This window comes from Actinomycetota bacterium, from assembly GCA_030684515.1.
Lineage (GTDB): Bacteria > Actinomycetota > Actinomycetes > S36-B12 > S36-B12 > UBA11398.
On the sequence record JAUXVJ010000031.1, the window covers coordinates 96,320 to 119,736 of the forward strand.

The 23,417-nt window shown below is 59.6% G+C and carries 23 protein-coding genes and 1 tRNA gene; 16 read left to right on the forward strand and 8 right to left on the reverse strand.

Annotated features, from left to right (window positions below; genetic code table 11):
- Positions 1 to 18: 18 nt before the first annotated feature.
- The 8 genes from Q8M73_12870 (at position 19) to Q8M73_12905 (ending at position 4,889) form a co-directional block, all read left to right on the forward strand.
- Complete coding sequence (locus Q8M73_12870; GenBank protein ID MDP2289441.1) at positions 19 to 1,287, forward strand: glutamate-5-semialdehyde dehydrogenase; 1,269 nt, start codon at positions 19 to 21, stop codon at positions 1,285 to 1,287.
- Positions 1,288 to 1,334: 47 nt separating this feature from the next.
- Positions 1,335 to 1,481, forward strand: a complete 147-nt coding sequence (locus Q8M73_12875) for a hypothetical protein (protein ID MDP2289442.1) — start codon at positions 1,335 to 1,337, stop codon at positions 1,479 to 1,481.
- Positions 1,482 to 1,484: 3 nt separating this feature from the next.
- Positions 1,485 to 2,108: a nicotinate-nucleotide adenylyltransferase gene (gene nadD, locus Q8M73_12880; GenBank protein MDP2289443.1), complete on the forward strand. Its 624-nt coding sequence runs from the start codon at positions 1,485 to 1,487 to the stop codon at positions 2,106 to 2,108.
- A complete protein-coding gene (locus Q8M73_12885; protein MDP2289444.1) occupies positions 2,105 to 3,184 on the forward strand; it encodes a hypothetical protein in 1,080 nt (359 codons plus the stop codon). Before nadD ends, Q8M73_12885 begins: the two co-directional genes overlap by 4 nt.
- A gap of 38 nt (positions 3,185 to 3,222) precedes the next feature.
- Positions 3,223 to 3,618, forward strand: a complete 396-nt coding sequence (gene rsfS / locus Q8M73_12890; GenBank protein ID MDP2289445.1) for a ribosome silencing factor — start codon at positions 3,223 to 3,225, stop codon at positions 3,616 to 3,618.
- Entirely contained in the window at positions 3,615 to 4,247 is a 633-nt protein-coding gene (locus Q8M73_12895) for a histidine phosphatase family protein (GenBank protein ID MDP2289446.1), read from the forward strand. The genes rsfS and Q8M73_12895 overlap by 4 nt, the downstream gene beginning before the upstream one ends.
- Before the next feature lie 73 nt (positions 4,248 to 4,320).
- Positions 4,321 to 4,396 (forward strand) — tRNA-Ala (locus Q8M73_12900).
- A gap of 265 nt (positions 4,397 to 4,661) precedes the next feature.
- Positions 4,662 to 4,889: a hypothetical protein gene (locus tag Q8M73_12905; GenBank protein MDP2289447.1), complete on the forward strand. Its 228-nt coding sequence runs from the start codon at positions 4,662 to 4,664 to the stop codon at positions 4,887 to 4,889.
- 255 nt (positions 4,890 to 5,144) lie between these two features.
- Here the strand turns inward: Q8M73_12905 and Q8M73_12910 are convergent, their stop codons facing one another.
- Positions 5,145 to 7,325 carry a CoA transferase gene (locus tag Q8M73_12910; protein ID MDP2289448.1) on the reverse strand — a complete coding sequence of 727 codons (2,181 nt, stop codon included), beginning with the start codon at positions 7,323 to 7,325 and terminating at the stop codon, positions 5,145 to 5,147.
- Positions 7,326 to 7,658: 333 nt separating this feature from the next.
- Between Q8M73_12910 and Q8M73_12915 the strand changes: the two genes are divergently transcribed.
- The 4 genes from Q8M73_12915 to Q8M73_12930 all read left to right on the forward strand — a co-directional run bounded on the left by Q8M73_12915 (position 7,659) and on the right by Q8M73_12930 (position 11,368).
- Complete coding sequence (locus Q8M73_12915; GenBank protein ID MDP2289449.1) at positions 7,659 to 8,747, forward strand: YncE family protein; 1,089 nt, start codon at positions 7,659 to 7,661, stop codon at positions 8,745 to 8,747.
- Positions 8,748 to 9,094: 347 nt separating this feature from the next.
- Positions 9,095 to 10,018 (forward strand): alpha/beta hydrolase, encoded by a 924-nt coding sequence (locus tag Q8M73_12920; GenBank protein MDP2289450.1) that lies wholly within the window; start codon positions 9,095 to 9,097, stop codon positions 10,016 to 10,018.
- Positions 10,019 to 10,098: 80 nt separating this feature from the next.
- Complete coding sequence (locus tag Q8M73_12925) at positions 10,099 to 10,698, forward strand: PaaI family thioesterase (GenBank protein ID MDP2289451.1); 600 nt, start codon at positions 10,099 to 10,101, stop codon at positions 10,696 to 10,698.
- A gap of 124 nt (positions 10,699 to 10,822) precedes the next feature.
- The gene (locus Q8M73_12930; GenBank protein MDP2289452.1) at positions 10,823 to 11,368 is read left to right on the forward strand and encodes a glutathione peroxidase; all 546 of its coding nucleotides are present in this window, start codon (positions 10,823 to 10,825) and stop codon (positions 11,366 to 11,368) included.
- Positions 11,369 to 11,374: 6 nt separating this feature from the next.
- Here the strand turns inward: Q8M73_12930 and Q8M73_12935 are convergent, their stop codons facing one another.
- From Q8M73_12935 to Q8M73_12945, 3 genes are all read right to left on the reverse strand, one after another.
- A complete protein-coding gene (locus Q8M73_12935; protein MDP2289453.1) occupies positions 11,375 to 11,950 on the reverse strand; it encodes a class I SAM-dependent methyltransferase in 576 nt (191 codons plus the stop codon).
- Positions 11,951 to 12,212: 262 nt separating this feature from the next.
- Entirely contained in the window at positions 12,213 to 13,514 is a 1,302-nt protein-coding gene (locus tag Q8M73_12940; protein ID MDP2289454.1) for an MFS transporter, read from the reverse strand.
- 18 nt (positions 13,515 to 13,532) lie between these two features.
- Entirely contained in the window at positions 13,533 to 14,282 is a 750-nt protein-coding gene (locus Q8M73_12945) for a dienelactone hydrolase family protein (protein MDP2289455.1), read from the reverse strand.
- 49 nt (positions 14,283 to 14,331) lie between these two features.
- Here Q8M73_12945 and Q8M73_12950 point away from each other — a divergent pair, with 49 nt between their 5' ends.
- On the forward strand, positions 14,332 to 15,150 hold the full coding sequence (locus Q8M73_12950; GenBank protein MDP2289456.1) for a methyltransferase domain-containing protein: 819 nt from the start codon (positions 14,332 to 14,334) through the stop codon (positions 15,148 to 15,150).
- Here Q8M73_12950 and Q8M73_12955 read toward each other — a convergent pair.
- The 3 genes from Q8M73_12955 to Q8M73_12965 are packed head-to-tail and all read right to left on the reverse strand — an operon-like array spanning position 15,147 to position 17,845.
- Positions 15,147 to 15,764: a DNA-3-methyladenine glycosylase I gene (locus tag Q8M73_12955; GenBank protein MDP2289457.1), complete on the reverse strand. Its 618-nt coding sequence runs from the start codon at positions 15,762 to 15,764 to the stop codon at positions 15,147 to 15,149. The genes Q8M73_12950 and Q8M73_12955 overlap by 4 nt on opposite strands.
- Positions 15,761 to 16,375: a methylated-DNA--[protein]-cysteine S-methyltransferase gene (locus tag Q8M73_12960; GenBank protein MDP2289458.1), complete on the reverse strand. Its 615-nt coding sequence runs from the start codon at positions 16,373 to 16,375 to the stop codon at positions 15,761 to 15,763. Before Q8M73_12960 ends, Q8M73_12955 begins: the two co-directional genes overlap by 4 nt.
- Positions 16,376 to 16,408: 33 nt before the next feature.
- Positions 16,409 to 17,845, reverse strand: a complete 1,437-nt coding sequence (locus Q8M73_12965; GenBank protein MDP2289459.1) for an aminotransferase class V-fold PLP-dependent enzyme — start codon at positions 17,843 to 17,845, stop codon at positions 16,409 to 16,411.
- Positions 17,846 to 17,902: 57 nt separating this feature from the next.
- On the opposite strand from Q8M73_12965, the gene gabT reads away from it, so the two are divergent.
- On the forward strand, positions 17,903 to 19,243 hold the full coding sequence (gene gabT, locus Q8M73_12970) for a 4-aminobutyrate--2-oxoglutarate transaminase (GenBank protein ID MDP2289460.1): 1,341 nt from the start codon (positions 17,903 to 17,905) through the stop codon (positions 19,241 to 19,243).
- Here gabT and Q8M73_12975 read toward each other — a convergent pair.
- A complete protein-coding gene (locus Q8M73_12975) occupies positions 19,240 to 20,247 on the reverse strand; it encodes an FUSC family protein (protein ID MDP2289461.1) in 1,008 nt (335 codons plus the stop codon). The genes gabT and Q8M73_12975 overlap by 4 nt on opposite strands.
- An 85-nt stretch (positions 20,248 to 20,332) precedes the next feature.
- On the opposite strand from Q8M73_12975, the gene Q8M73_12980 reads away from it, so the two are divergent.
- Both Q8M73_12980 and leuS read left to right on the forward strand, forming a co-directional pair.
- Positions 20,333 to 20,842: an SRPBCC domain-containing protein gene (locus Q8M73_12980; GenBank protein ID MDP2289462.1), complete on the forward strand. Its 510-nt coding sequence runs from the start codon at positions 20,333 to 20,335 to the stop codon at positions 20,840 to 20,842.
- Between the two features lie 44 nt (positions 20,843 to 20,886).
- Positions 20,887 to 23,385 (forward strand): leucine--tRNA ligase, encoded by a 2,499-nt coding sequence (gene leuS, locus Q8M73_12985; protein ID MDP2289463.1) that lies wholly within the window; start codon positions 20,887 to 20,889, stop codon positions 23,383 to 23,385.
- The last annotated feature ends 32 nt before the right edge of the window (positions 23,386 to 23,417 follow it).

Sequence of the window (23,417 nt, forward strand, 5' to 3'; positions counted from 1 at the left end):
AACTAGTCTTGGCACGTGATGGATGAACGCGAATCAGTGCTGGATGTCGCTCGCCGTGGCCGTGCGGCAGCACGTGTCGTTCGACAGTTGACGCGAGACGAGAAGGACGTCGCGCTCCTTGCACTTGCCGACGCGCTCGAAGCAAGTACAACGCGGATCGTTGAAGCCAACGATGGCGATGTGGCGCGAGCTGTTGAGGCAGGCACAGCGGCCGGCATGATCGATCGGCTCACCTTGAACGCTGCACGAGTCAGCGCAATCGCCGCTGCTCTGCGCGAAGTGGCAGCCTTGCCTGATCCGATCGGCGAGGTCGTGCGCGGCTACACCTTGCCCAATGGCTTGCAGATTCGGCAGTTGAGAGTGCCGATGGGTGTTGTCGGGATCATCTATGAAGCTCGACCAAATGTCACGGTTGATGCGGCGGGCCTGTGTCTGAAAAGCGGCAATGTCGCGCTGCTGCGCGGCTCATCCTCGGCAGCAGCGACCAATGCCGCTCTGGTTGAAATCATGCGCGAAGCACTCGTCGTGCTCGGTATTCCCGCTGACGCGATCCAGCTTGTGCCAGGTCTCACGCACGATTCGACTAAACACCTGATGACAGCTCGTGGCCTGGTCGACGTGCTGATCCCTCGCGGCGGCGAAGCCTTGATTCGCAATGTTGTGGAGAACTCAACCGTGCCTGTGATTGAAACTGGCGTCGGCAATTGCCATGTGTATGTCGATAAAGATGCAGACCTCGAAAAGGCTGTGGCGATTGTGATCAACAGCAAGGTGCAAAGACCCAGCGTGTGCAACGCGGCCGAGACTTTGCTCGTGCATCGGGCCGTTGCTGACGAGTTCCTGCCCAAGGTTGCCAAGGCTCTCCATGCAAGCGGCGTCACCTTGCATGCCGACGCAGCAACGCTGGCCCTGGTTGATGCCTCGGGTGTCGTCGCGATCCCGGTCACCGATGCCGACTGGGCAGCGGAGTACATGTCCTTGGACATGGCCGCGGGAGTTGTCGATTCAATCGAGGAGGCCATTTCCCACATCCAGAAATGGACCTCGGGCCACACGGAGGCAATCGTCACTGACAGCCAGTCAGCGGCAGCTTCGTTCATCGCCGGCATGGACTCGGCGGCCGTCATGGTCAATGCCTCTACGCGCTTCACTGACGGAGGCGAGTTTGGATTTGGCGCCGAAATCGGGATTTCCACCCAGAAACTGCACGCCCGGGGCCCAATGGGCCTGGCCGAGCTGACCACCACGACCTACATCGTCACTGGGGACGGTCACGTTCGGGCTTGATGTGTCGCTAAAGTGAACCTGCTTGCCATCCAAGAAAGGAACATTTCATGGGCTTGATCCAGACCGCGTTCGAAATCGCTCAAGAGGCGCCGATCGACAACCCATCGATTCCCGTTTGGGCATTTGGAGTCTTCACCTTCTTGGCCTTGGGCGCACTGCTCGGTGTCACGATGATGCTCAAGGTTGGCCCCTAGTCCGTGAAGGTTCGGCGCCTCGGCGTCTTTGGTGGCACCTTTGACCCGATCCACTCGGGACATCTTGTTGCCGCAGTCTCGGTGCAGTCTGCATTGGAATTGGACTACCTGATCTTCGTCCCGACCGGAAACTCCTGGCACAAGGAGCCCGGGCCAGAGGCCTCGGCGACAGACCGGCTCGCCATGGTGGACCTGGCTATCGCCAATCACGAGGGCTTCACGACCTCATCAGTGGACATTGAACGTGCAGGACCGACGTACACAATCGACACCCTGACCGATCTACAGCTGCAGTGGGAGCATGACCAGCCCGACACTGAGGCCGATTGGTTCTTCGTAACCGGAGCCGATGCATTGCTCGACGTGCCCAACTGGCGCGATCCGGCGGGTATCTTGTCGCGAGCGCAGTTGGTCGGCGTGACGCGACCCGGACATACCAAGCCGCAGCCAGATCTGCTGAATGGCGCTTTCACACTCGTTGAAGTGGCCACTCCTGACGTGTCATCAACGCAAGTTCGCGAATGCGTGCGCTCGGGTCAATCCATCGACGGACGTGTGCCGACGGCTGTGGCTGAGTACATCTATGCGCATCGCCTCTACCTCGCGCCCTCTCAAGGCATTTCATGAGCGACCCTTCACATGTACAACAACCACATTGGCGACGTTGGGTTGTCATTGGCGTGGTTGCTGCGATTGTTGCTGTGGGTGTTGTGGTGGCAAGTCTGTTCAGCCAGACAGAAGTTCCGGCGAGCCGCCCCACTCCCACGCCCTCCGCTTCGGTTTCCGCATCGCCAACAGCAACGACCCCTGTCTTTCGCGCGCAGCGCGTCCTGCTGTTAGAAGTGCGCGACGACGACCGACATGTGGTCTTCGCTCAGATCATGGCCACCGGTTTCGGCAAGACTCCGGGCAAACTCATCCCGCTGACTCCAGATCTTTTGGTACCAACGCCAACGTGGTCGCAATTGCGATTCACGGGCGATGCCAATGACACCCTGCAAAGCCAGCACGCCCTCGAGGAATTGCTCGGCATCAACATTGATATTTCACTCACCCTTGACCGGCTCGCCTTTGCGGGACTCATCGATTCAACACTGACTCCCAGCCAGGCGGCCAGGGCTCGTGAATCAGCGGACATCTCCAGTGTCGTGAATTCGATCATCGCCAATTTGCCCGCCACACCTGAGGCAGCGGGACAAGTGGTGTTGAGCCTTGGACATATGGCACGTTCGAGTGCGTCCAACAGCGAGCTCGTTGATCTGATGCTCACTCTCCGCAAGGACGCGATCAGCCAGACCCAGAAGAAGGTGACGCTGCCCACTTCCGCGGTCCGAGCCAGTGGGGCAGTCGTGGTCGACAGATCCGCCACCGACGTACTGATGAAGAGGCAATTTCCCGTCAGCCTGTTGAATCCTGGCGAAGCCGTCCGGCCCAGAGTTGTCCTCATCCCCGCTGGGGCCAGTGCAGCCCAACTGGCCTTGGCGACCGAGAACCTCATCGACGCTGGCATGACCGTGATTCCGGGAGAGACCTCCACTCGGGTGGTCGCCTCCCGAATTCGCGTTCCGCAGAGCCCAGTGTCGCTCAGAATCGGCCAGCGAGCGGCCTCAGCAGTCGGCTTGTTCCCTCAGGAGGTCAAGCAGGCCAAAGGGGTCCCGGTCGATGTGGAAATTGCGCTGGGTCCCGACGTACCGGCCCTGTGAGAGGCTCATCCCTTGAACTCTTCCCTGAAAGGACTGTCTTGACTGCAACCGATGAGGCCAAGAATCTCGCTATCCAGGCCGCGCTTGCAGCTTCTGACAAGTTGGCAACCGACATCATCGCCATTGATGTGAGCGAGCACGTCGTGATCACTGACGTGTTCGTGATGTGCTCCGCGGCCAATGAACCACAGGTTAAAGCTGTGGTTGACGCCGTGCAGGAGCGCCTCTTGCAGCATGGCGCAAAGCCCTTGCGGCGCGAAGGCGAGCAGCAGGCGCGATGGGTGCTGTTGGACTACGGCGACATCGTCGTGCACGTGCAGCTCGTCGAGGAGCGCATCCACTACGCGATTGAACGACTGTGGAGTGACTGCCCTCTGATCGCACTGCCAGCCCAGGTGAGCCTTCCGCGCCTGGTGCCAGGACTCGCAGAGTGATCGAACCGCGTCGAGTGCTGTTCTTGCGTCACGGACGAACCAACTGGAACGCGACAGCACGCTTCCAGGGTCAGTCAGACATCGATCTCGACGAGGTTGGCATCGCGCAAGCGGGTGCTGCGGCAAGGCAGATCGCCCTGTTGCAGCCCGCGCTGGTGATGTCCTCTGATCTGCGTCGTGCGCATGACACCGCGAAGCCGTTGGTGGAGTTACTCAATCAAGATGTGGTGCTGGATCCCGATCTTCGCGAGACCTTTGTCGGGGTGTGGGAGGGCATGCATCGCGCTGACATCGAAAAGGAGCACACCGAGGATTTGCAGGCCTGGTTCGCCGGGACAAATGTGCGTCCAGGGCTGCATGGCGAGACGCGGACTGAGGTTGCCGAGCGCGTGCGCAATGCAGTTGATCGGGGACTGGACAAGATCGGCCCGGGGGAGTTGCTCGTGTGCGTCACGCATGGGGCGGCAGCGATGTCCGGCATGGCTTCATTGCTGGATCTGCCGCTGGATCATTGGCCAATATTCGGAGTCACGCCGAACTGTTCGTGGTCGATAGCGGCCGAGGCCAACCCTGGGGTGACGCTGAAGTGGCGCCTGCAGGAATACAACGTGCGAGCCCCCGAACTCTGATCGATGGGGTCGCCAGAGCACAGGTGGTGACCCCGGTATGATTCTCATTCCCGTGTCAGCCTTGCTGACGTATGGGGCTGTGGCGCAGCTGGTAGCGCACCTGCATGGCATGCAGGGGGTCAGGGGTTCGAGTCCCCTCAGCTCCACCAAAGAAAGTCTTGCCCAGGGGTCCTTTCCCGGCTGGGAGAGGACCTTCGCCATTGGCGCACTCAAGTACCTGGCGAATAAGTACGCCTGTGCCTTGCACGCTTGCGGCAAGATCGTTTTCACACCTGCGCCCCATTGCCGAGTCGTTCTCCCCAGAGGCCGTGTCACTACTTGTGTGTGCTCGGTCGCGTGTTTGCTGCGCCGCTTTCCTGCCACCCTGCTCGCAGGCACAATGAGGAAAAGCGAGCTCAGGAGAGGTGGTAAGCGATGGATCAGCAAGAGGAATACACCGGCATGTCGGAGGCAGAGGTATCGGACGTTGACACGTTGCGACTGGTCAATGCCCTTGGGGCCGTCGATTTCAAAGAGCGCTCACTCGTCGATGTTCTGTTCGCCTGGGGGAAGCTGTATGGGGCCTCCGCACACACCGATGAGGTTGACAGCGCTGTTCTCGCCTCGCTCATTGCCGTGCGAGCCGGCGAAGAGTCTCGGTAACCACAGCGGTAGAGCCTTATGCGACTCCACAACAGGCCTCGCTGCTATTTGACGACCACTCCGCGCGAGACTCCAGCCTCGCCCACGCCGGCTCCTTGTCGGTTACATGCATCCAAAATGGTGATGCAGAGAGGGATTTGAACCTTGGCGAACGTCAACGCCCCATCATGCGGACCTATGGCATGCAGGGGGTCAGGAGTACGAGTCCCCTCAGCTCCACCAAGGAACAACCCGAGCATCTGAGGAAGCCCGCATTCAGCCGCGCTGGAGAGCAGCGCCTGATGCGAGCATGCTGTCGATCAAGGAATCGTCCAGTCCGAATTCCCGCAGACATTCGACCGTGTGCTCGCCCAGGGCTGGCGCCGGCCGTTCGTGGCGGAGCTCGATGTCGCCGAAATTCCACAAGCCGGCAGGCTGAAGCAGCGTTCCCCACTGCGCATGATCGGTCGACACGATGAGACCGGCCTTGTGATTTGCCTCGCTGTCGAAGAAGGCCGCTCGCTGATTGAGACGGACGAGCTCGGCTGGCACACCTATGGCAGCAAGTTCTGCCAGTACTTCTCCAGTGTTGCGTCCCGACAACTCAACACTGCGCAGTGCCTGCAACTGATCGTCTTGGTCGGCAGCGATCATCACCCATCCATCGACGAACTGGAGGATGCGATGCCCCTCGTCAAGAGTCAATTGGTCGGCACTCAATTCAGCGAATGGAGCGGTGTTGCCATCGGCTTGTATGAAGGTCTCACTCACGGTCAGGACACCTGCGCCCAACAGTGAGCCCGCGACGTCCTGGGCCACTCCTGTGCGATCGCGGTGGTACAGCGCAAGCACGACTGCCAATGCCGAAGACATGGCACAGAGGTGATCCATGAAACCGACGCGTTGCCACATAGGAGAGTTGCCCTGGCCGGCTGTCAGGACTTCCCATCCGCATTGGGCTTGGAACAACTGGTCATAACCGGGCCAATCGGCTCGAGGCCCTGTCGGCCCGTACGAGCTGGTATGGCAGAAGATCGCATCGGGATTGATCTTGCGGACCGATTCCGCGTCCAGCCCAAGGCGTCTGGCAGCTGGCATCCGCATGTTGTGATGCACCACGTCTGCCCACTGAATCGCTGCTTCGAGCGCAGCTTGCGCCTCGGGCGCCTTGAGATTGAGCGCAAGGCCGCGCTTGCCTCGCTGGCACCCAAGAAACGCGCCGATGCCCCGCATGGGATCACCGGCTGTGGTCTCCAGCTTGATCACTTCGGCGCCCAGATCAGCCAGCATTTGGAGGGCATACGGGCCAGCCAGATGACTGCCGAGATCCAGCACCTTGATGCCCTCGAGGGGCCACTGGCGCGTGTGGTCGTCGCCAATCGGCCCTGGCGTGGCAGCCCACGTGGCGAGGACTTCCTGCGTGTGCGCGCCGTGCGCGGGCGCGGGACTGACGATCTTCTGGGGCGGGCTGATGGTCAGGGGTGTCCCAGCGACTGTGATGCGACCCTCCTGTGGGTCGTCCAGCTCAACCAGGTAGCCGTTGATGCGTGCCTGCTCGTCGCCCAGGATTGCCCCGAACTCCGTGCAGGCCTGCACCGGGACGTCGCTTGCCCAAAGGTGCTCCAGCCAGTTCGCCCTGGTACCAGTAAGGAAGCCAGCGACAAGTGCCTCTTGGGTCGGTCCGTCATGGCTGGCAACGAATTCTCGGACGCGTGGGCTGCGCATCGGGTCAGGCATGATGTGCATGTACAGACCGTCGCTGCATTCGTAGATCCAGTCCTGCACGACGTTGATCTTGGGGACCCCATCGGCCATTTCCGGTGGCAATCCCTGTCCGCGGTTCCAGAGCATGGCCAGGTTGACCATGGCTCCTTGCGCCAGGCTTGTATGTGCTGGTCCAGCGATACCTGAGCGATTGCGCAGCAGCAGTCGTGCGACGATGCCGATGGCCTCGATCCACACGGTGTTCCACGTCATCAATGGGTAGCGCAAGTAGACCGGTCCGTCGCTGCGAGTTTGAGGCCGTTGTTCATCGCAAAGCCCAAGGCGTGCCTGCACCAAGGACTCATTCACGGGTAAGTCAGCATCGGCATGGTTGATTGGCCACCCCAGCACGGAACTCACGATGAGCTTGGGATTCAACGCGGCCAGCGAAGCGTCATCGAGGCCATACTCTCGAGCCTTCTTCGGACCCAACTCATGTACGAAGACGTCAGCGGCCGACAGCAGCTGCTTCAAGGATTCCAAGCCATCTGGCGTGGCAATATCGGCAATCACACTTCGCTTGCTGCGGTTCCAGGTGCGAAATCCGGGAAGGCTTCGCTCACGGCCTGGAGTGGAGGCTTCAATCTTGACCACATCTGCCCCACACTCGGCCAACAGCATTGTTGCCGCCGATCCAGCAGTGCCGATGGAGAGATCGATGATCTTGATACCGGCCAGAATGCTCTCAGTCATTGATTCTCCAATGCTCGACGTGGCGAACTTCCCTCCAATTCGGAGCCTGGCTGGGAATTGGAGGATTCAGCTAGGACGTCGCCAATTGACCAGCACCGTACTGCTCGGCAGGCTTCTGCTGCGTGGGTTTGTTCGAAGAGCTCTTCCTCTGACCCATTGATCCCTTGCTCGCGTGCTGCCTGTGTGAACTTCGGACATCCATCGCTGGGCTCGACGCAATCCTGAAGTCGGATTCCGCGCAGAGAACGAACAAAATGGGGCTTGGCAATGTCAATATTGCGCATGCTTCGAATTGGTCAAGGAAACCGCGTCCCGTCGACCAAGATCACACGGATGGCTTTCGCAGCCCCCGCGGTGGTCGGTCTACTGGTTCTTGCGGCATGCTCAAGCACCACATCCAGCGTCACAAGCACCGACAGCGGCACGAGTGCGGGTGGCCTCACTGCGTATGTGACGAACTCTCAGGACAATGGAAAGACACCGGGCATGGGGACGGTCTTTCCCATCAGCCTTACCGATCAGATGCCCGGCACTGCCATTGAGATGGGCGAAGGAACAGGGCCCAACGACATCGTGATTACCTCGGACGGCAAAACGGGCTGGGTAACCAACGAGTACACCAACTCAGTTGCAAGCATTGATTTGGCCACAGGGGCGGTAGGCAAGGCGATCACCGTGGGTGCCGAGCCGGTCGCGATCTCAATCGTTCCCCAAACAAACGAGCAGTGGGCTTGGGTCTCCAATTACCAAGGTCAAACGGTTTCAACTATCAACTTGGCCACCGGAACTGTGGGGCAGACCATCAAGGTGCCTTATGCAGGTCCCAACACCGTCGCCTTTACTCCTGATGGTAAGACCGCCTACGTGGCGAACTGGGGCACGGGGGATGTGGCTGGCAGCACTGTCACTCCGATCCAGGTCACTGAAGGTGGGGCTTCCGGAAAAGTGCTCCCCTCGATCAATGTGGGCCTCAATCCCAATTGGATCGCGATCACCAGTGATGGCAGTACTGCCTATGTGGCGAACAAGGGCAGCAACTCGATCACGCCCATCAATGTGGCCGACAACACCGCAGGCGCTGTGATCAAGGTCCCCGGTCCACCCATCGAGATCGAGATAGCCCCGAACGGCGAGGTGGCCTATGTGGCCATCGCCGGCAGTAAGCCCCAGCTGGACGAGGTTGTGCCGCTCAATCTGACGACCACTCCTGCGACAGCGGGCACGGCCATAAAGCTGGTCGCCAATTCGCAGCCGCATTGGATTGCCTTCACTCCCGACGGGGTGACGGCTTATGTGGTTGGCAACGGCAACAGCACCGTGACACCAATCACCGTCGCTAGCGGAACGCCCGGAACTCCTATCCAGGTTACGACCGACCCAGATGCCGACTTGCTTGCAATTGCCATCACACCAAGTTTGTAGGGCAACGGAAACCTGTGGACCGCCTTTGGAGGAGCCACAGATTTCTTGAGCATTGAGCGGGTAGCGGGGAGAAGATCAGCGCGTCTTCACCACGCAGGGAAGACATGACTCGCGTTCCGATGATCGCGGGCAAGAAGTTCGGCTGCTGACGCTTGCGCGGACTCAACGGCGAGGCGAGCGAATAATCCAGCCGAACCGCGCACAAGTTCTGCAGCCCGAGTCAGATCTTCAATCGGGGCAATGCACCACGCAGGCGACCAAGCTGTGGCACTCTGACGCCTACCGACTGCCCCGGTTATGAGGCGCATTGGCGTGCCTACCCCAAGTGAGAGCGTTGGAGGCAAGTGATGGCTGCACACGTCGCATATGACGAGTTCGGGATGTTCCACGAGAACGCCGAGGAGTTCGGGATTGCATTCCGTGCGCCGACAGTACGACGCGAATCCGTGGTGCTGCCGGACGGTCGTGAGTTGAGTGCCTTGGTATGGGGCACAGGAGATCCCGAGATCGTGCTGCTGCACGGTGGCGGCCAGAACGCCCATACCTGGGACACAGTCGCCTTGGCGTTGGATCGCCCGCTGCTGGCAATCGACTTGCCAGGGCATGGGCACTCCGATGCCGGTCGTCCGGGAGTGGTCGTCACGCAAGGCAATGCCGAGGATGTCGCACACGTCATCCGCGCGCTCGCGCCGAATGCGCGCGGGGTCGTTGGCATGTCGATGGGCGGATTGACCACCTTGGCCCTCTCACTGCATGCCCCTGACCTCGTGAAGTCCGCGATCCTCGTGGACGTAACGCCAGGGGTCACTCGTGATCAGGCTTCGCAGATCATCGGTTTCCTGAGTGGACCGGTGACCTTTGCCGACTTCGACGAGATCCTGGCTCGCACGGTGCAGTTCAACCCGACGCGGTCCGAGCAGTCACTCCGGCGCGGGATCCTGCACAACGCTGAGCAGTTGGACGACGGCAGTTGGGTCTGGCGCCATCAGCGTCACCGACTCGGCGCCGATACCGATCAGCGGTCTCCTGCTGAAGGCAGCCTTGACGATCTCGGCTTTGGAGATCTCTGGGGCGCCGTTGAGCGGATGAAGGGCCCGATCTGCCTGGCCCGAGGGATGCGCGATCAGTCTGTTGTGAGCGACGAGGACGAAGCCGAGATGCTGCGCCGCAATCCTTCGACGAAGGTCATCCACTTCGAGGATTCCGGCCACAGCCTCCAGGGAGACGAGCCCGTGAAACTGGCTGCCCTGATTGATGAATTCATCGCGTAAGGAGCAGGTGGCCGCACGCAAGTCACCGATGTCACCGATTGCCTGGCGTCAGCTGATTTCGCACGCAAGAAGCTGCTGCTATGAGTGACGACAGCCGTAGCCTGGAAATCGACTCGATGGAGACTGACGACAACGACTCCGCGCTTGCCGGCATGGGCAAGGCTCTTCGCGCGCTTCAGGACTCGGCGACCGCCACAAGTGCTCCGATGTCAGTTGCTGCCCAGGCTGCGCAAGTCATTGCTGAAGCCACCAGCATGCTGGAACCCTTTGCAGCCAACGCCGAGTCAAAGGGAACGGACTTCCCGGCGTATGTGCGCGCTCGTGCGGCTCACACCCTCATGCCGCAAATGACAGTCATCGCTCGAACAGCGCAATCGGTTGAGTTCTCGGTTCTCTTTGGAATCTTCTATCGCAATCCCTTTGGCCAGGTGCATGGGGGAGCGATCGCAATGGTGTTCGACACGGCTATTGCCCGTCTTGGCCTTGGTGGCACGAAGCGATTTCTCACTGCGAACCTGAGTGTTGACTACCGTGGAGCAGCTCCCACTGATGTTGAGCTCACGGTGAAGATTCGCCTGGCCAGAATTGATGGCAGAAAGCGCTTCATCGAAGGCGAACTCATGAATGGCGCAGATCTCCTGGCCGAAGTGAGCGCACTGTTCATTGAGTCTCGGATTTGAGGGCAAGATCCGCCCGTATGCCTTATGTGCGGCCTTGGTGAGCGATCAGAATCCCTGGAACTGCATTGATTCTTGCGATTAGGTAATATATTGTGCACAATCTACTTTGCCTAGGAGGCTTTCGGTGTCAACACTTCAAGAGATCCCCGTCGACTCGATCAATTCGGAGCCAACTTCACTAGGCGACTACGCAGGTTCGGTGCTGCTCGTGGTGAATGTCGCTTCCAAGTGTGGGCTCACCCCGCAGTACGAGGGGCTTGAGGCGCTCTACCGTCAGTACAAGGACCAAGGCCTGGTTGTCATGGGCTTCCCCGCGAATAATTTCCGCGAACAGGAGCCCGGGGACAACGCTGAGATCGCGGAGTTCTGCAGCCTGACCTACGACGTCACGTTCCCGCTGTTCTCCAAGATCAGCATCGTCGGAGACGACAAGCACCCGCTCTACGCGGAACTGATCGAACAAGCCCCACCAATCACGGGTGACACCGAGTCCCACCGCACGCGACTGCGCGAGTACGGCATCACGCCAACTGAAGACCCTGATGTCACTTGGAACTTCGAGAAGTTTCTCGTGTCTCGCGATGGACAGGTGGTCGGTCGCTTCGCTCCTTCCATCACCCCCGACGATTCGGCAATCGTCGATGCAATTGAGGCCGAGCTCTCGAAGTAAGCCTGCTCAGCGAAAGGCGCGGAGCAGGTCGTCAGCGATGCGCAGTTTTTCGGATGCCTGACGCACTTGTGCGTATCGTGATGCGAACTTCACGATCGGTAGGTGCTTTACTTCCGCAGAATTCGTGAAGATGAGATCTTTGCCGATCGATCCCACGACATGTGGCAGCAGCGAGAGGACGCGAGTGATGCCCGCTGACACTTCTGGCTCCTGCCAATCATCGAATATGACGGTGATTTCGTCTGCAAAGTACGGCTGCCAATTGCGGATGTCCTCTTCAACGGCATCTGCTGAATGCCAGCCATCCACGAAGAGAAATCCAATTGGCGGTCCGGAGTATTGCGCGGCTGCGCTGACAGACATCATGCGCATCGGCGTGATCTTGTGCAGCGCGCCGGCCGCTTCAATGTTGTGCATGAATTCCGAGTACGTATCGACGAGTTCGCCTCTTTGCGCCTCAGTGATGTCTCCAGTGTGGGGATCAACGGCATAGATCGGAGCTCCGGAAACGCCTGAGGCAATAGCAACCGTCGAGCGACCCAGATAACTGCCTATTTCCACCACGGCGGAACTTGAGCGCACAGCGCCACTGACACTCCAGAGCAAGAACGCCTCCGGCTCAGTCAGCCATCCTTAGACAGGATCGATGTGATGAAGAAAGGCCTGTTGAAACGACTCCGGTCTCTGGGGCTCACGCAGCACGGTTCCGAGTAGTTGGTGCTTTGAAATTGCCATCACTCACCTCAGCCATAGATCTGGATCAGACTCCCAGTCTGTCAGTGAGTTCCTGGATTCGATGCCATCCACCGGCACTGGCTTCGGCCCTCTGTTCGAAGGAGGTGCATCAGGCTTCGACGGAATCGGCTGCTTCCGCAGAAGCTGCTTGCGCAACGCGCCCTGCTTCCATTGCTGCTCGCCCTGAAGGAACTGAGACTGCAATGAGCATCACCAGGATCGTTGCGACTCCAGCAATGACGAGAAGCCATTGCACGCTGATCACATCGGCCATCGGTCCGAAGACAACCATGCCGATGGGAGTGGCCAAGGCCATGACGATGCCGACGTAGCTGAACGCGCGACCTTGCATCTCGGGCTCCACCGTCTCCTGCACAAGCGTCATGAATGGCGCAGAGAACAAGGGAACGAGCAGGCCAAAGGCGAACATGAATCCGTAGAAGACCCATAGGTTGGGGCTGAGCCCTAGTGCGATGGTCACCAATGCGAAGCCAAAGGTTGCAAACAGGATCAGGCCAATGCGACTTCGCTTGGCAAGGACGGTCGAGACCAGGATGCCGCTCAACAGCATGCCGACGCTGAAAGATATTTCCAGCACAGTGAGCATCCAGACCTCAGTGCCGAAACTGCGCGCGACCATCAAGGGAGTGACAAAGCTAGGCGCGACAGTCAGCGTGAAGATGATGGCAAAGACCACGAGCAGCCAACGCACGATGGGGTGTGCCCAGATATAGCGGGCACCCTCGACCAGGTCAGTGCCGTAGTTGCTCGTCTTCTCGCTGATCGCTGAGAGTGTTGGTACAGCGACCATGGTGAGCAGGCCGATTCCGATGATTGCCGTCACGACGTCAATGAAGAATGCCGGCACAATTCCGAAAAGTCCGAATATCGCGCCAGCTGCCACCGGTGCGAGCAGCATCATGGCCGACTGAATCGTCTGGAAGATCCCATTGATGCGGAGCAGTTGGGCTTCGGGGACGATTTGCGGAATGACTGCTTGCACTGCCGGCTGCTGCACTCCTGCCCCAACTGATCGCACTGCGACAGCCAGGAGCAGGATCCATAGTGCGGTTACTCCATTGAGCATCAAGATGGCCAAGCCGAGCGTGACGAGCGCGATGGTGCCATCGGCAATGATGATCAGGACCTTTCGGTTCATCCGATCGGCAAGGACACCACCAAAGATCGAGACGATGCCTTGTGGCATGAAAGCGGCGACTGCATAAAGCGCGATGGACACGCCGGACTCCGTCTCGAAGACCACCCACCACATGACCACGTACTGAACGAGCATCGATCCGAACATCGAGACGGTTTGGCCACCAAGGAAGAATGAGACATTGCGCTTCCAATGAGGGTGGTCAGATGACTTCAGATCTGGGACATCACTTTGCTCCTGTCTGCCATCCACGGGTACCCCATCTGCCAGCTAGTGAGTCCCCGCAAGTGTGTCAGTGAGTTCCAGGATTCGATTCCAGGCATCGGCACTGGCCTCGGCCCACTCTTCAAAGGCGCGATCAAAGAAGGAGTGCGGGGCACCGTCGTATACGACGGTGATGACCTCGGCGCCGCCCGATCGCATGGTTTCCGCGAGCGCAAGCTGCTCCTCGACTGGGGTGAAGTCCTCGCCAGCGAGAAACATGTAGGTGAGCTTCTTCGCGTGCTTGGCAGAGCGACCAACGAAGTCAGGTCGGCCATAGAAGCCGACTACGGCGGCGAGATCGAGATCACTTGAGGATTGGCGCCAGGCTTGGCCGCCACCGAAGCAGAATCCAACGCTGATGATCGGCATGCTCTCGCCGTGCTGCGCGCGCAAGAAGTCGATGGCGGCTTTGGCGTCCAGGATCAAATCGGCTGGAGCTGCCGCGTTGACATGGGGCTGCCAATCGAAGTCCTCGGGGCGCCACCCATCTTCGGCAAGCCCGGCGGTGCGCCCGAAGTAGTCAATGGCGACGGACGCAAGACCGGCTTCGGCGAAACGCTCGGCCAGTGATCCGTAGTACGGATGCAGACCTCGCACGTCTGGCAGGACCACTACTCCTACCTTTGGCGCTGCTGCCGAGGCATAGAAGGCAGAGAACTCGTTTCCATCGTCACTGGTCAGCGTCAGCTTCCGGGCTTCAGTGATCGCTTCAGAGCGAGGGGATGAGGGTGGTCGGCTGTCGTCTGCATGGCACATGTGCGGGATCGTACGGTTGATTTGAGGTGTGCGAGATCCAGTTGAGAAAATGCATGAGACTGTTCCCGTGATGTGTGACGATGCGCCTCGTGTGCAGTGGGATCCGAAGGTCTACGAGCTGTTCGATAGCGAGCGCACTCAACCCTTTGTCGACTTGATCTCACGTGTGGATGCTGCTTCGCCTCCTCGCATCGTCGATCTTGGTTGCGGTACTGGTTCGACCACCGCGCTGCTGGCTCGTCGTTGGCCAGAGGCAGAGGTGCTGGGCATCGATGCTTCGACAGAGATGCTGGGCAAGGCCAGGGCCATGGCGGCTCTTCCGCCAAACCTTCGCTTCGAGCAGATGGATTTCACTGAGTGGATGCCGTCTGCTGGCGTCGAGCTCGTCGTGACCAATGCTGCACTGCAGTGGGTGCCCAACAGTCTTGAGCTCATCCCGCAGTGGTGTGCTGCGCTGGATTCGGGTGCATGGTTTGCCATGCAGGTTCCGCACAGCGCGCAGTTGCCATCGCACGTCTTGCTCAATCGACTTGTCCGCTCAGATCGATGGCGCGGGCAACTGGGAGAAGGCATTCGCGCGGGCGGGCAGGTTGCACAGCCGTCGGATTACCTGGAATTGATGCTCGCTTCTGGTCTTGATGCCCAAGCATGGGAGACCGAGTATCTCCATGTGCTCAGTGGGCCAGATCCGGTGCTCGACTGGGTTCGTGGCACAAGTCTTCGTCCAGTGATTGCTGCTCTCGGTGCCGATGAGGCCGAGATCTTCGAACAGCAGTATTCAGCACTCCTGCGTGAGGCCTATCCGCGTTCGGTCAACGGCACCATCTATCCGTTCAAACGAATCTTCGCTGTTGGGCGCAAGCGTTAGCTCGTCCAGATGCCCGATGTTCCTCGTCGATGGCTGTCGATCAAGTGGGTATCGATCATGCCAATCGATTCCATCAGCGCGTACATCGTGGTGGGCCCAACGAAGGTGAAGCCCTTCTTCTTCAATGCCTTTGACAGCGCAATCGAATCAGCGGACTGAGTGGGGATCTCGCGGATCGTACGAGGCTCAGGTGTCACCGCCGGCTTGAATGACCAGATGAAGTCTGCTAGGCCACCTTCTGCTCGCAAGGCGATGGTGGCCTTGGCGTTGGTGATCGCCGCGTTGATCTTTGCCTTGTTGCGCACGATCCCTGCGTCGGCCATCAACCGCTCGCGGTCAGCGTCAGTGAACTCGGCAACCTCGTCAGGAATGAAGTCGTGGAAGGCAAGCCGAAATGTCTCGCGCTTGCGCAGGATGGTGTCCCACGACAACCCAGCTTGGAAGCCCTCAAGGCTCACTCGTTCGTACATGCCTCGCTCATCTGTGACGGGCATTCCCCATTCAGTGTCGTAGTAGTGGCGACGTAGGGGATCTGTTGCCGCCCAGACCGGCCTGCGAAGGCCGTCATCGCAAAGCACGGTTCCATCGCGTTGGAGATCGTCATTGCTCGTCATGCCGCGCGCTCCAATGCCAAGAGAGTGCGCTTGGCATCAAGACCGCCGGCGTATCCGCCGAGAGATCCATCGGATCTGAGCACCCGATGGCACGGCAGCACGATCGGCAGCGGATTGGTGGCGCATGCACTGCCAACTGCGCGCGTGGCATTGGGATTGCCGACAGAGGCAGCAACTTCCTTGTAGCTCCTGGTCATGCCGTACCCAATGTCGACCAGATGCAGCTGCACCACTTGACGGAAGCCACGCGTAAGTGACAGATCCAGAGTCAGATCGAAGTCCGTGCGCTCACCGTCGAAGTACTGCCTCAGTTCGCGCTCGACTGGCGCAAGCCGCTCTGGCGCATGCAGCAGGCGTGGTCCGATCCGTTCGCCCAAGTCCATCAGCACCTTGTCGAAGTCCTCGTTCTCAAAGGCGACCTTGATCAGGCCGACGTCAGTCGAGACCAGCATCAGCTTGCCGATGGGGGATTCCATGAATGAGTACGAGGCATCCAGCAAGCCCTCGATTGATGAAAGGGCAGCCAGGCTTGCATGCAGTCGGTCCAGTGTCGCCTGATCTGTTTTGGTCACCGACTCAATGGCTTCGATGACGTGTGCGTCGCTGGTCATCATGCGATCTCCTTGCCTGAACTGAGATTCCGACTACTGAGAAGCGACAACTCGGTAGGACTGCAGGCTTGGGTCAGTGGCATAGGCAATGCGTACGCCCGCTGTCCGTGAGGCTGTCAGTCCTTCAACGATTGCTGCCGTCAGGATCTCTCCTGGAGCCACGACGGCAACACCAGGGGGGTAGGGAGCGATCAGGTCCGCTGAGATGCGACCCACCGCCTGCTCGCTGGTAACGGTCTCAGTATCGGCAAAGTAGGCGTCCCGCAATGAGATGCCGATTTCTGGCACGACCGACCAGCTCAGTGCTGTTGCGCTGGCACGTGGCTCGGACTGCAAGTCCTTGAGGATCGGGATGAGCGCATCGCCGAGGGTCGCAAAGTCCTCAGCGTTGTCGGCAATGGTTGCAAGAAAGATCACGGTGTCCTGATCGGCCATCTCGATGCGAATGCCGTGCTTCAGCAGGGCCTGCTCAATTGCGATGCCCGTAGTGCCGAGTTCGTTGGCGCGCAGCACCAGCTTGGCTGGGTCAAATCGATGATCTGCGAAATCCCGGGCGTTGGAAAAGAGTTGCGGGGCGAACTCGGCCTGAACTCTGGCCTTGAACAGTGCGACGTTGACCAGCAGTTGGTCCAGCAGCTCTTCGCCTCGAGTTTCCAACAGCGCGCGGCAGCCATCGATCGACGCCAAAGGCGCCCCGGCGGGTGAAGTGGTGTGTGTGGTTTCAAATCCATGCTCGAGTCGATCGGCATTCAAGTAGGTCGTGCGAGCAACGAGCAGGGCAGAGGCGCTGTAGCCCGGCATTGCTTTGTGCATGCTCGTGATCAAGGCATCTGCGCCAAGTTGCATTGCATGCTGCGGCAGCGAGGGATGGAATCCGTAGTGCGCCCCCCATGCCGCATCGACGATGACGGGTGTGTGGTGCAGATGGGCGAGATCGATCAATGACCTGAGGTCAGACATCGTGCCGAGATAGCCGGGCTCGGTCAGCAATACGGCAATCGGCTTCTGGTCGAGCGCAGCCTGCAGAGTCTCCAGAGCAATGCCGGTCGGAACACCGGAACTGTGGCTGATGTCGGGTGACATCCAGATGGGCTTGAGCCCAGCGAGTACCAAAGCGCTGAGCACAGATCGATGCGCAGTGCGGGTCACTGCCACACGATCACCTGGCTTGCCGAGGGCAAAGATCACCGCTTGATTGGCGTGCGTGGAACCACCGGTGGAAAAGCGAGCGAAATCGCCACCCCAGAGACGTGCTGCGAGAGCCTCTGCCTGTTTCAGTATCTGACCTGTGAGCTTGACCTCATCGAGCCCGCCATAGAGGGGTGTGTCGACATCAACGACCTGACCAAGCCCGGCGTCCAGCCGTGTTGCCTGCTGCTTGTGTCCAGGGATGGTGAAGGGCGTGTGCTTGGTTTCGAAGTATGAGAGATAGGCGTCGAGCAAGGGAGCGCTGTCGCGCAATTGGCTCACTTGGGGAGCCTAACTTGCCGCGGAAAGCACTCCCGGGCGAAGGCCTACTATTTGCGCATGACGGTTGAGACCACCCTCGTGCAAGAACGTCGCCTGGTAACGGCGATTCCAGGACCAAAATCCCTCGAGGCGCTGAAACGTCGAACTGCCGCAACTTCTGCTGGGCTTGGCATCGCGATTCCAGTCGTCATCGCGCGAGCACATGATGCAATTCTTCAAGACCTCGATGGCAATTGCATCATCGATCTTGGCTCAGGCATCGGTGTCACCAATATCGGCAACTCTGCTACGCGTGTTGTTGATCGCGTCATCGATCAGGTGCAGTCCTTCACGCACACCTGCTTCACCGTGGCTCCATACCTCGGCTATATCGAGGTGTGCGAAGTCCTCAACCGGATCACGCCCGGTGACAACCCGAAGAAGAGCCTGCTTGTGAATTCCGGCGCGGAGGCTGTTGAGAACGCAGTGAAGATTGCGCGTCACTTCACCAAGCGACAGGCAGTTGTGGTCTTCGAGCACGCGTTTCACGGTCGCACGAATCTGACCATGGCACTCACGGCCAAGAACATTCCGTACAAGGATGGCTTTGGCCCCTTTGCCAATGAGATCTACCGGATGCCTATGCCCTATCCCTTCCGGTGGATCGGCGACCCGGCAACAATCACCACCGACGCCCTTGACCTTGTGACGCAGAAGATCGAGAAGGAGATCGGTGCTCAGAACGTTGCAGCGATTCTGATCGAGCCGATCCAAGGAGAAGGCGGATTCATCGTGCCGCCAAAGGGCTTCCTGCCTGGTCTTGCTGACTATGCAGCGCAGAATGGCATCGTCTTCATTGCCGATGAAGTGCAGTCAGGCTTCGCTCGTACCGGGGATCTGTTTGCCTGCGATGATGAGGATGTCGTCCCAGATCTGATCGTGATGGCCAAGGGCATCGCTGGTGGATTGCCGCTTGCGGCAGTCACGGGTCGCGCCGAGATCATGGATTCGGTGCATGCGGGTGGTCTTGGAGGCACCTACGGCGGCAACCCTGTTGCCTGTGCGGCTGCGCTTGGCACCTTTGAGACCATCGAAGAAGAGCATCTGGTGGCTCGCGCAAACGAGATCGGCGTGATTTTGCAGTCCTCATTGCTGGCGCTCGCCGACCGTTTCCCGGTCATCGGTGAAGTACGTGGGCGGGGGGCAATGCAGGCGATCGAACTTGTCTACCCCGGTTCAAAGCAACCGAATGCTGAAGCGGTGACGTCGATCATTCAGTACTGCCAGAGTCAGGGCGTGCTGCTGTTGACTGCGGGCACACTCAACAACGTGATTCGCTTCCTGCCACCTCTCGTGATCACCGATGCCTTGCTGCGTGATGCGTTGAGCGTGCTGGAAGAAGCCTTCGCACGTCTTTAGGTCTTTGCATCCTTCAACGGCCACAGGAACAGCGAAGCCCAAGCCATGATGCCTGCCAAGACGGTGGCGGCCATGCGCAACTCCAGGGTTTCACCGCTGGGCTGACCGCTCAGAATGAGCAGCGGGACGATCAGAGAGGTCACGCCGACGACGGCTATCGCGTAGTTGGCATTCATGTATGCCACGCACAGAGCAGCCGCCAGCATGCAGATGACTGAGATCCACTGCCCGTGCACATGCAGAATCTCAATCAGGAATGCCAAGAGCAACAGGCCAACGAGCGTGCCAACGATGCGCTGCGCGATGCGAGTGGTTGTGCCGTCGTGATCGGGTCTGGTCATCCAGGCAACTGTCATGGGCAGCCAGTACTGATCGGGCAGCGATCCGATGTTCGAGAGCATCGTGGCGATGGTGACCGTGACTGACAGTCGCAGTGCATGGCGCGTGAAGCGGTCGTTCCAGACCAGATGCGGTCTGATCTGCGGCCACAGTGATGGCACCTTCTGAACGGTGATGCCCAGTTCGCGCGGATGACTGGCGACACCGACGATGATGGTCACGCACGCCTGGATGATTCCGCCAAGCCCAATGGCGAGTGCATTCTGGATCGCCCCATGTGGCGAGTCGGGAATCCCGAGAAAGACTGTGAATTGGACGAGCGCGAGCAGCCCACCTATCGCGGCACGCGGCCCAGCGGTTCCGCTGTAGCCGGCGATCAGCGCAACGATGGCGGTCGCGATGATCCCGAGCCACAGTGTCTCCGAGAGCATTCCCGCGACGCCGACACTGACCATCAGCCACAGGGTCGTCCACAGCATCGTGCGCCAACGCCGCCCGAATTCCTCTCCTGCCTCGGACAGTCCAGAAGCCAAAGCACCAAAAGCCAGGGGCAGGGCCAGAAATGGATTGTCGACGTGGATGCTGAATGCCACGAGCGCCCCGATGACCAGTCCGACGCGAATAGCGGCAGGGCGGCTGATCTTTGAAATATCAGTCCCGGGCATGTGCAGCACGCGAGAATTGTGTCGTGACTGTGCGCCCGGCAGTTCTCCGGACATGAATTGGAAGCAGCCAGTGGAAGGTGTGCAGATGCAAAGGGCAAATTTCCTGACGATCGATGGTCGTCCGGCTGTGCAGTTTGAATTGGACCTTGATTACTCCGCGCAGCGAGTCTGGGAAGCAGTGACCGATACGCAACAACTGCAGCAGTGGTTTCCCTCGACTCTGACCTTTGACCCGTTCGTGGGCGGAGTCGTCGACTTCAGCGGGGACCCAGAGATCAAGGATCTCAAGGGGATTGTCCTGAAGCTCGAAGCCCAGCGAGCCCTTGGCTTCACGTGGGGCGACAACGAATTGCGGTTCTCGGTAGAGATGCTGACCCTCTCGCGAACTCGCTTTCGACTGTCGAATCTGCTGGGCTCACGCAAAGAAGCTGCTCGCAATGCCGCTGGATGGCAGGTGTGCCTAGGCCAACTGGAGGTCCTGCTGAGTCAGGGCCACGCTGACGGTCCGCATGGCGATGCCGGAGCGCACTGGCAACAGATCTATGAGGCCTATGTTGCAGCTGGGTTCCCGCATGGGGTCCAGATTCCTGAATGAGGAGTTCTGAGGGCCCGCAAGGCCCGCAGTAGGCTTGCGCTCCCATGAATGAGCAGACCCCCGTGCCGAATTCCGCAACAGATCAAGCCTCTGAACCGGCTGGGTATGACTTCGAAACGATCCAGGAGCGGTGGCTGCCTGTCTGGGATGAGCTCGCGCCGTTCCGGTCAGGTCTCGCCGATGATCCGCGACCAAAGAAGTACGTGCTCGACATGTTTCCGTACCCATCCGGTGACCTCCATATGGGACATGCCGAGGCCTACGCGCTTGGCGATGTAGTTGCCCGCTACTGGGTGCAAAAGGGATTCAACGTCATGCACCCAATCGGCTGGGATGCCTTTGGGCTGCCTGCAGAAAATGCGGCGATCAAGCGCGGCTCGGATCCGGTGGACTGGACCTACGAGAACATCGAGCAGCAGAAAGTCTCGATGCGTCGATACGCCTGCTCCTTTGACTGGGATCGGGTGTTCAACACCTGCGATCCTGAGTACTACCACTGGAACCAGTGGTTCTTCCTGCAGATGTTTGAACGTGGCCTGGCCTACCGCAAGGACAGCGCCGTCAACTGGTGCCCGAACGACCAGACTGTGCTGGCCAATGAGCAGGTCGTCGGTGGGCTGTGCGAGCGTTGCGATGCGGTTGTCACGAAGAAGAAGCTGACGCAGTGGTACCTGCGCATTACTGACTACGCCGATCGCCTGCTTGATGACATGAGTCAGCTGGAAGCCGGTTGGCCCGAGAAAGTGCTGCTGATGCAGCGCAACTGGATCGGGAAGTCCACAGGTGCTGAAGTGGCCTTCGAAATCGAGGGTCGCGACGAGCCCGTCACGGTGTACACCACACGACCCGACACCTTGTTTGGCGCAACCTTCTTCGTGGTCGCGGCCGACTCTGATCTGGCAGCCGAGCTTGCGGCCGGAACCACAGCTGAACCGGCCTTTGCCACATACCTCGACGAGGTCAAGCAGAGCAGCGAGATGGATCGTCTTGACTCAAGTCGCGCAAAGACCGGCGTGTTTCTCGAGCGCTATGCAATAAACCCGGTCAACGGTGAGCGCATCCCGATCTGGGCTTCGGACTACGTGCTCGCTGACTACGGCACCGGCGCGATCATGGCCGTCCCTGCGCATGATCAACGAGACCTTGATTTCGCGAGAACCTTCAAGTTGCCTGTGCGCATGGTGGTGGATGCTGGTGAGGATCCTGCGGTCACCGGCCTTGCAACCGCAGACGATGGCCTGCATGTGAACTCTGGTCCGCTGGACGGGCTGGGCAAGCAGGAGGCGATCGACGCCATCATTGCCATCCTCGCCGAACGAGGCACTGGCAAGGAAGCGGTGAACTACCGCTTGCGTGACTGGCTGATCTCCCGTCAGCGCTACTGGGGCACGCCCATCCCGATCATTCACTGCCCGAGCTGTGGAGAAGTTCCGGTTCCACTGGATCAACTGCCGGTGAAACTGCCGTCCGCCGAGGGTCTTGATCTGAAGCCCAAGGGCACATCCCCACTTGGTGCTGCTACCGAGTGGTCGCATGTGCCGTGCCCCAAGTGTGGCGGGGAGGCGGTGCGCGACACCGACACGATGGACACCTTCTTTGATTCGTCCTGGTACTTCCTGCGCTATGTGAACCCGCACAACAACGCTGCGATGTTCGACCCCGAAGAGGTGCGCAAGTGGTTGCCGGTGGATCAATATGTCGGTGGCGTCACGCACGCAATCCTGCATCTGCTCTACAGCCGTTTCTTCACCAAGGTGCTGCACGATATGGAGCTGCTGGACTTCACTGAGCCCTTCACCCGCTTGCTGAATCAGGGCATGGTCGTCATGGACGGCTCAGCGATGAGCAAGAGCCGCGGCAATCTGGTCAAGCTCTCAGATGAGCTGAACGATCATGGTGTCGACGCGATCCGCCTCACGATGGTCTTTGCAGGTCCGCCTGAAGACGATGTCGACTGGGCCGATGTGTCCCCGGGTGGTTCCAAGAGATTCCTCGCGCGCGCTTGGCGTCTGTCCAGAGATGTCACAAGTGCGCCAGGAGTCGATGTGACCACGGGCGACCTTGCGCTGCGCAAGGCCACACACAAGGCAATCCACGATGCCGAGCACGCAGTCGAAAGCTTCCGCTTCAACGTTGCCATTGCGCGAGCGATGGAACTGGTGAACGTCACTCGCAAGGCAATCGACAGTGGTCCAGGTGCTGCTGACCCAGCAGTGCGTGAAGCCACTGAGGCCGTGGCCGTTATCTTGTCGCTCGTTGCGCCGTACACAGCTGAAGACATGTGGATGCGACTTGGCCATGAACCGGCCGTTGCTCTTGCCGGTTGGCCTGCAGTCGAACCGGCATTGCTTGTTGAGGATTCGGTCATCTGCGTCGTGCAGATCGCCGGCAAGGTGCGCGAACGTCTTGAGGTGTCGCCAGAGATCACCGAAGATGCCTTGCGTGAACTCGCCCTGGCTTCTGTTGCTGAGATCCTGCAGGGGCAAGAACTGCGCGCAGTCATCGTGCGTGCACCCAAGCTCGTCAATATCGTCCCCGCATAGGCAGAAGGGGCCACGTCTGCCGGCGTGACCCC

Excerpts from the sequence above, each read along its gene's own strand:
- Q8M73_12870 (MDP2289441.1), top strand. The coding sequence starts at position 19 with ATGGATGAACGCGAATCAGTGCTGGATGTCGCTCGCCGTGGCCGTGCG.
- Q8M73_12875 (MDP2289442.1), top strand. The coding sequence starts at position 1,335 with ATGGGCTTGATCCAGACCGCGTTCGAAATCGCTCAAGAGGCGCCGATC.
- Q8M73_12885 (MDP2289444.1), top strand. The coding sequence starts at position 2,105 with ATGAGCGACCCTTCACATGTACAACAACCACATTGGCGACGTTGGGTT.
- Q8M73_12905 (MDP2289447.1), top strand. The coding sequence starts at position 4,662 with ATGGATCAGCAAGAGGAATACACCGGCATGTCGGAGGCAGAGGTATCG.
- Q8M73_12910 (MDP2289448.1), bottom strand. The coding sequence starts at position 7,325 with ATGACTGAGAGCATTCTGGCCGGTATCAAGATCATCGATCTCTCCATC.
- Q8M73_12915 (MDP2289449.1), top strand. The coding sequence starts at position 7,659 with ATGGCTTTCGCAGCCCCCGCGGTGGTCGGTCTACTGGTTCTTGCGGCA.
- Q8M73_12920 (MDP2289450.1), top strand. The coding sequence starts at position 9,095 with ATGGCTGCACACGTCGCATATGACGAGTTCGGGATGTTCCACGAGAAC.
- Q8M73_12925 (MDP2289451.1), top strand. The coding sequence starts at position 10,099 with ATGAGTGACGACAGCCGTAGCCTGGAAATCGACTCGATGGAGACTGAC.
- Q8M73_12945 (MDP2289455.1), bottom strand. The coding sequence starts at position 14,282 with ATGTGCCATGCAGACGACAGCCGACCACCCTCATCCCCTCGCTCTGAA.
- Q8M73_12950 (MDP2289456.1), top strand. The coding sequence starts at position 14,332 with ATGCATGAGACTGTTCCCGTGATGTGTGACGATGCGCCTCGTGTGCAG.
- Q8M73_12955 (MDP2289457.1), bottom strand. The coding sequence starts at position 15,764 with ATGACGAGCAATGACGATCTCCAACGCGATGGAACCGTGCTTTGCGAT.
- Q8M73_12960 (MDP2289458.1), bottom strand. The coding sequence starts at position 16,375 with ATGACCAGCGACGCACACGTCATCGAAGCCATTGAGTCGGTGACCAAA.
- gabT (MDP2289460.1), top strand. The coding sequence starts at position 17,903 with ATGACGGTTGAGACCACCCTCGTGCAAGAACGTCGCCTGGTAACGGCG.
- Q8M73_12975 (MDP2289461.1), bottom strand. The coding sequence starts at position 20,247 with ATGCCCGGGACTGATATTTCAAAGATCAGCCGCCCTGCCGCTATTCGC.
- Q8M73_12980 (MDP2289462.1), top strand. The coding sequence starts at position 20,333 with ATGCAAAGGGCAAATTTCCTGACGATCGATGGTCGTCCGGCTGTGCAG.
- leuS (MDP2289463.1), top strand. The coding sequence starts at position 20,887 with ATGAATGAGCAGACCCCCGTGCCGAATTCCGCAACAGATCAAGCCTCT.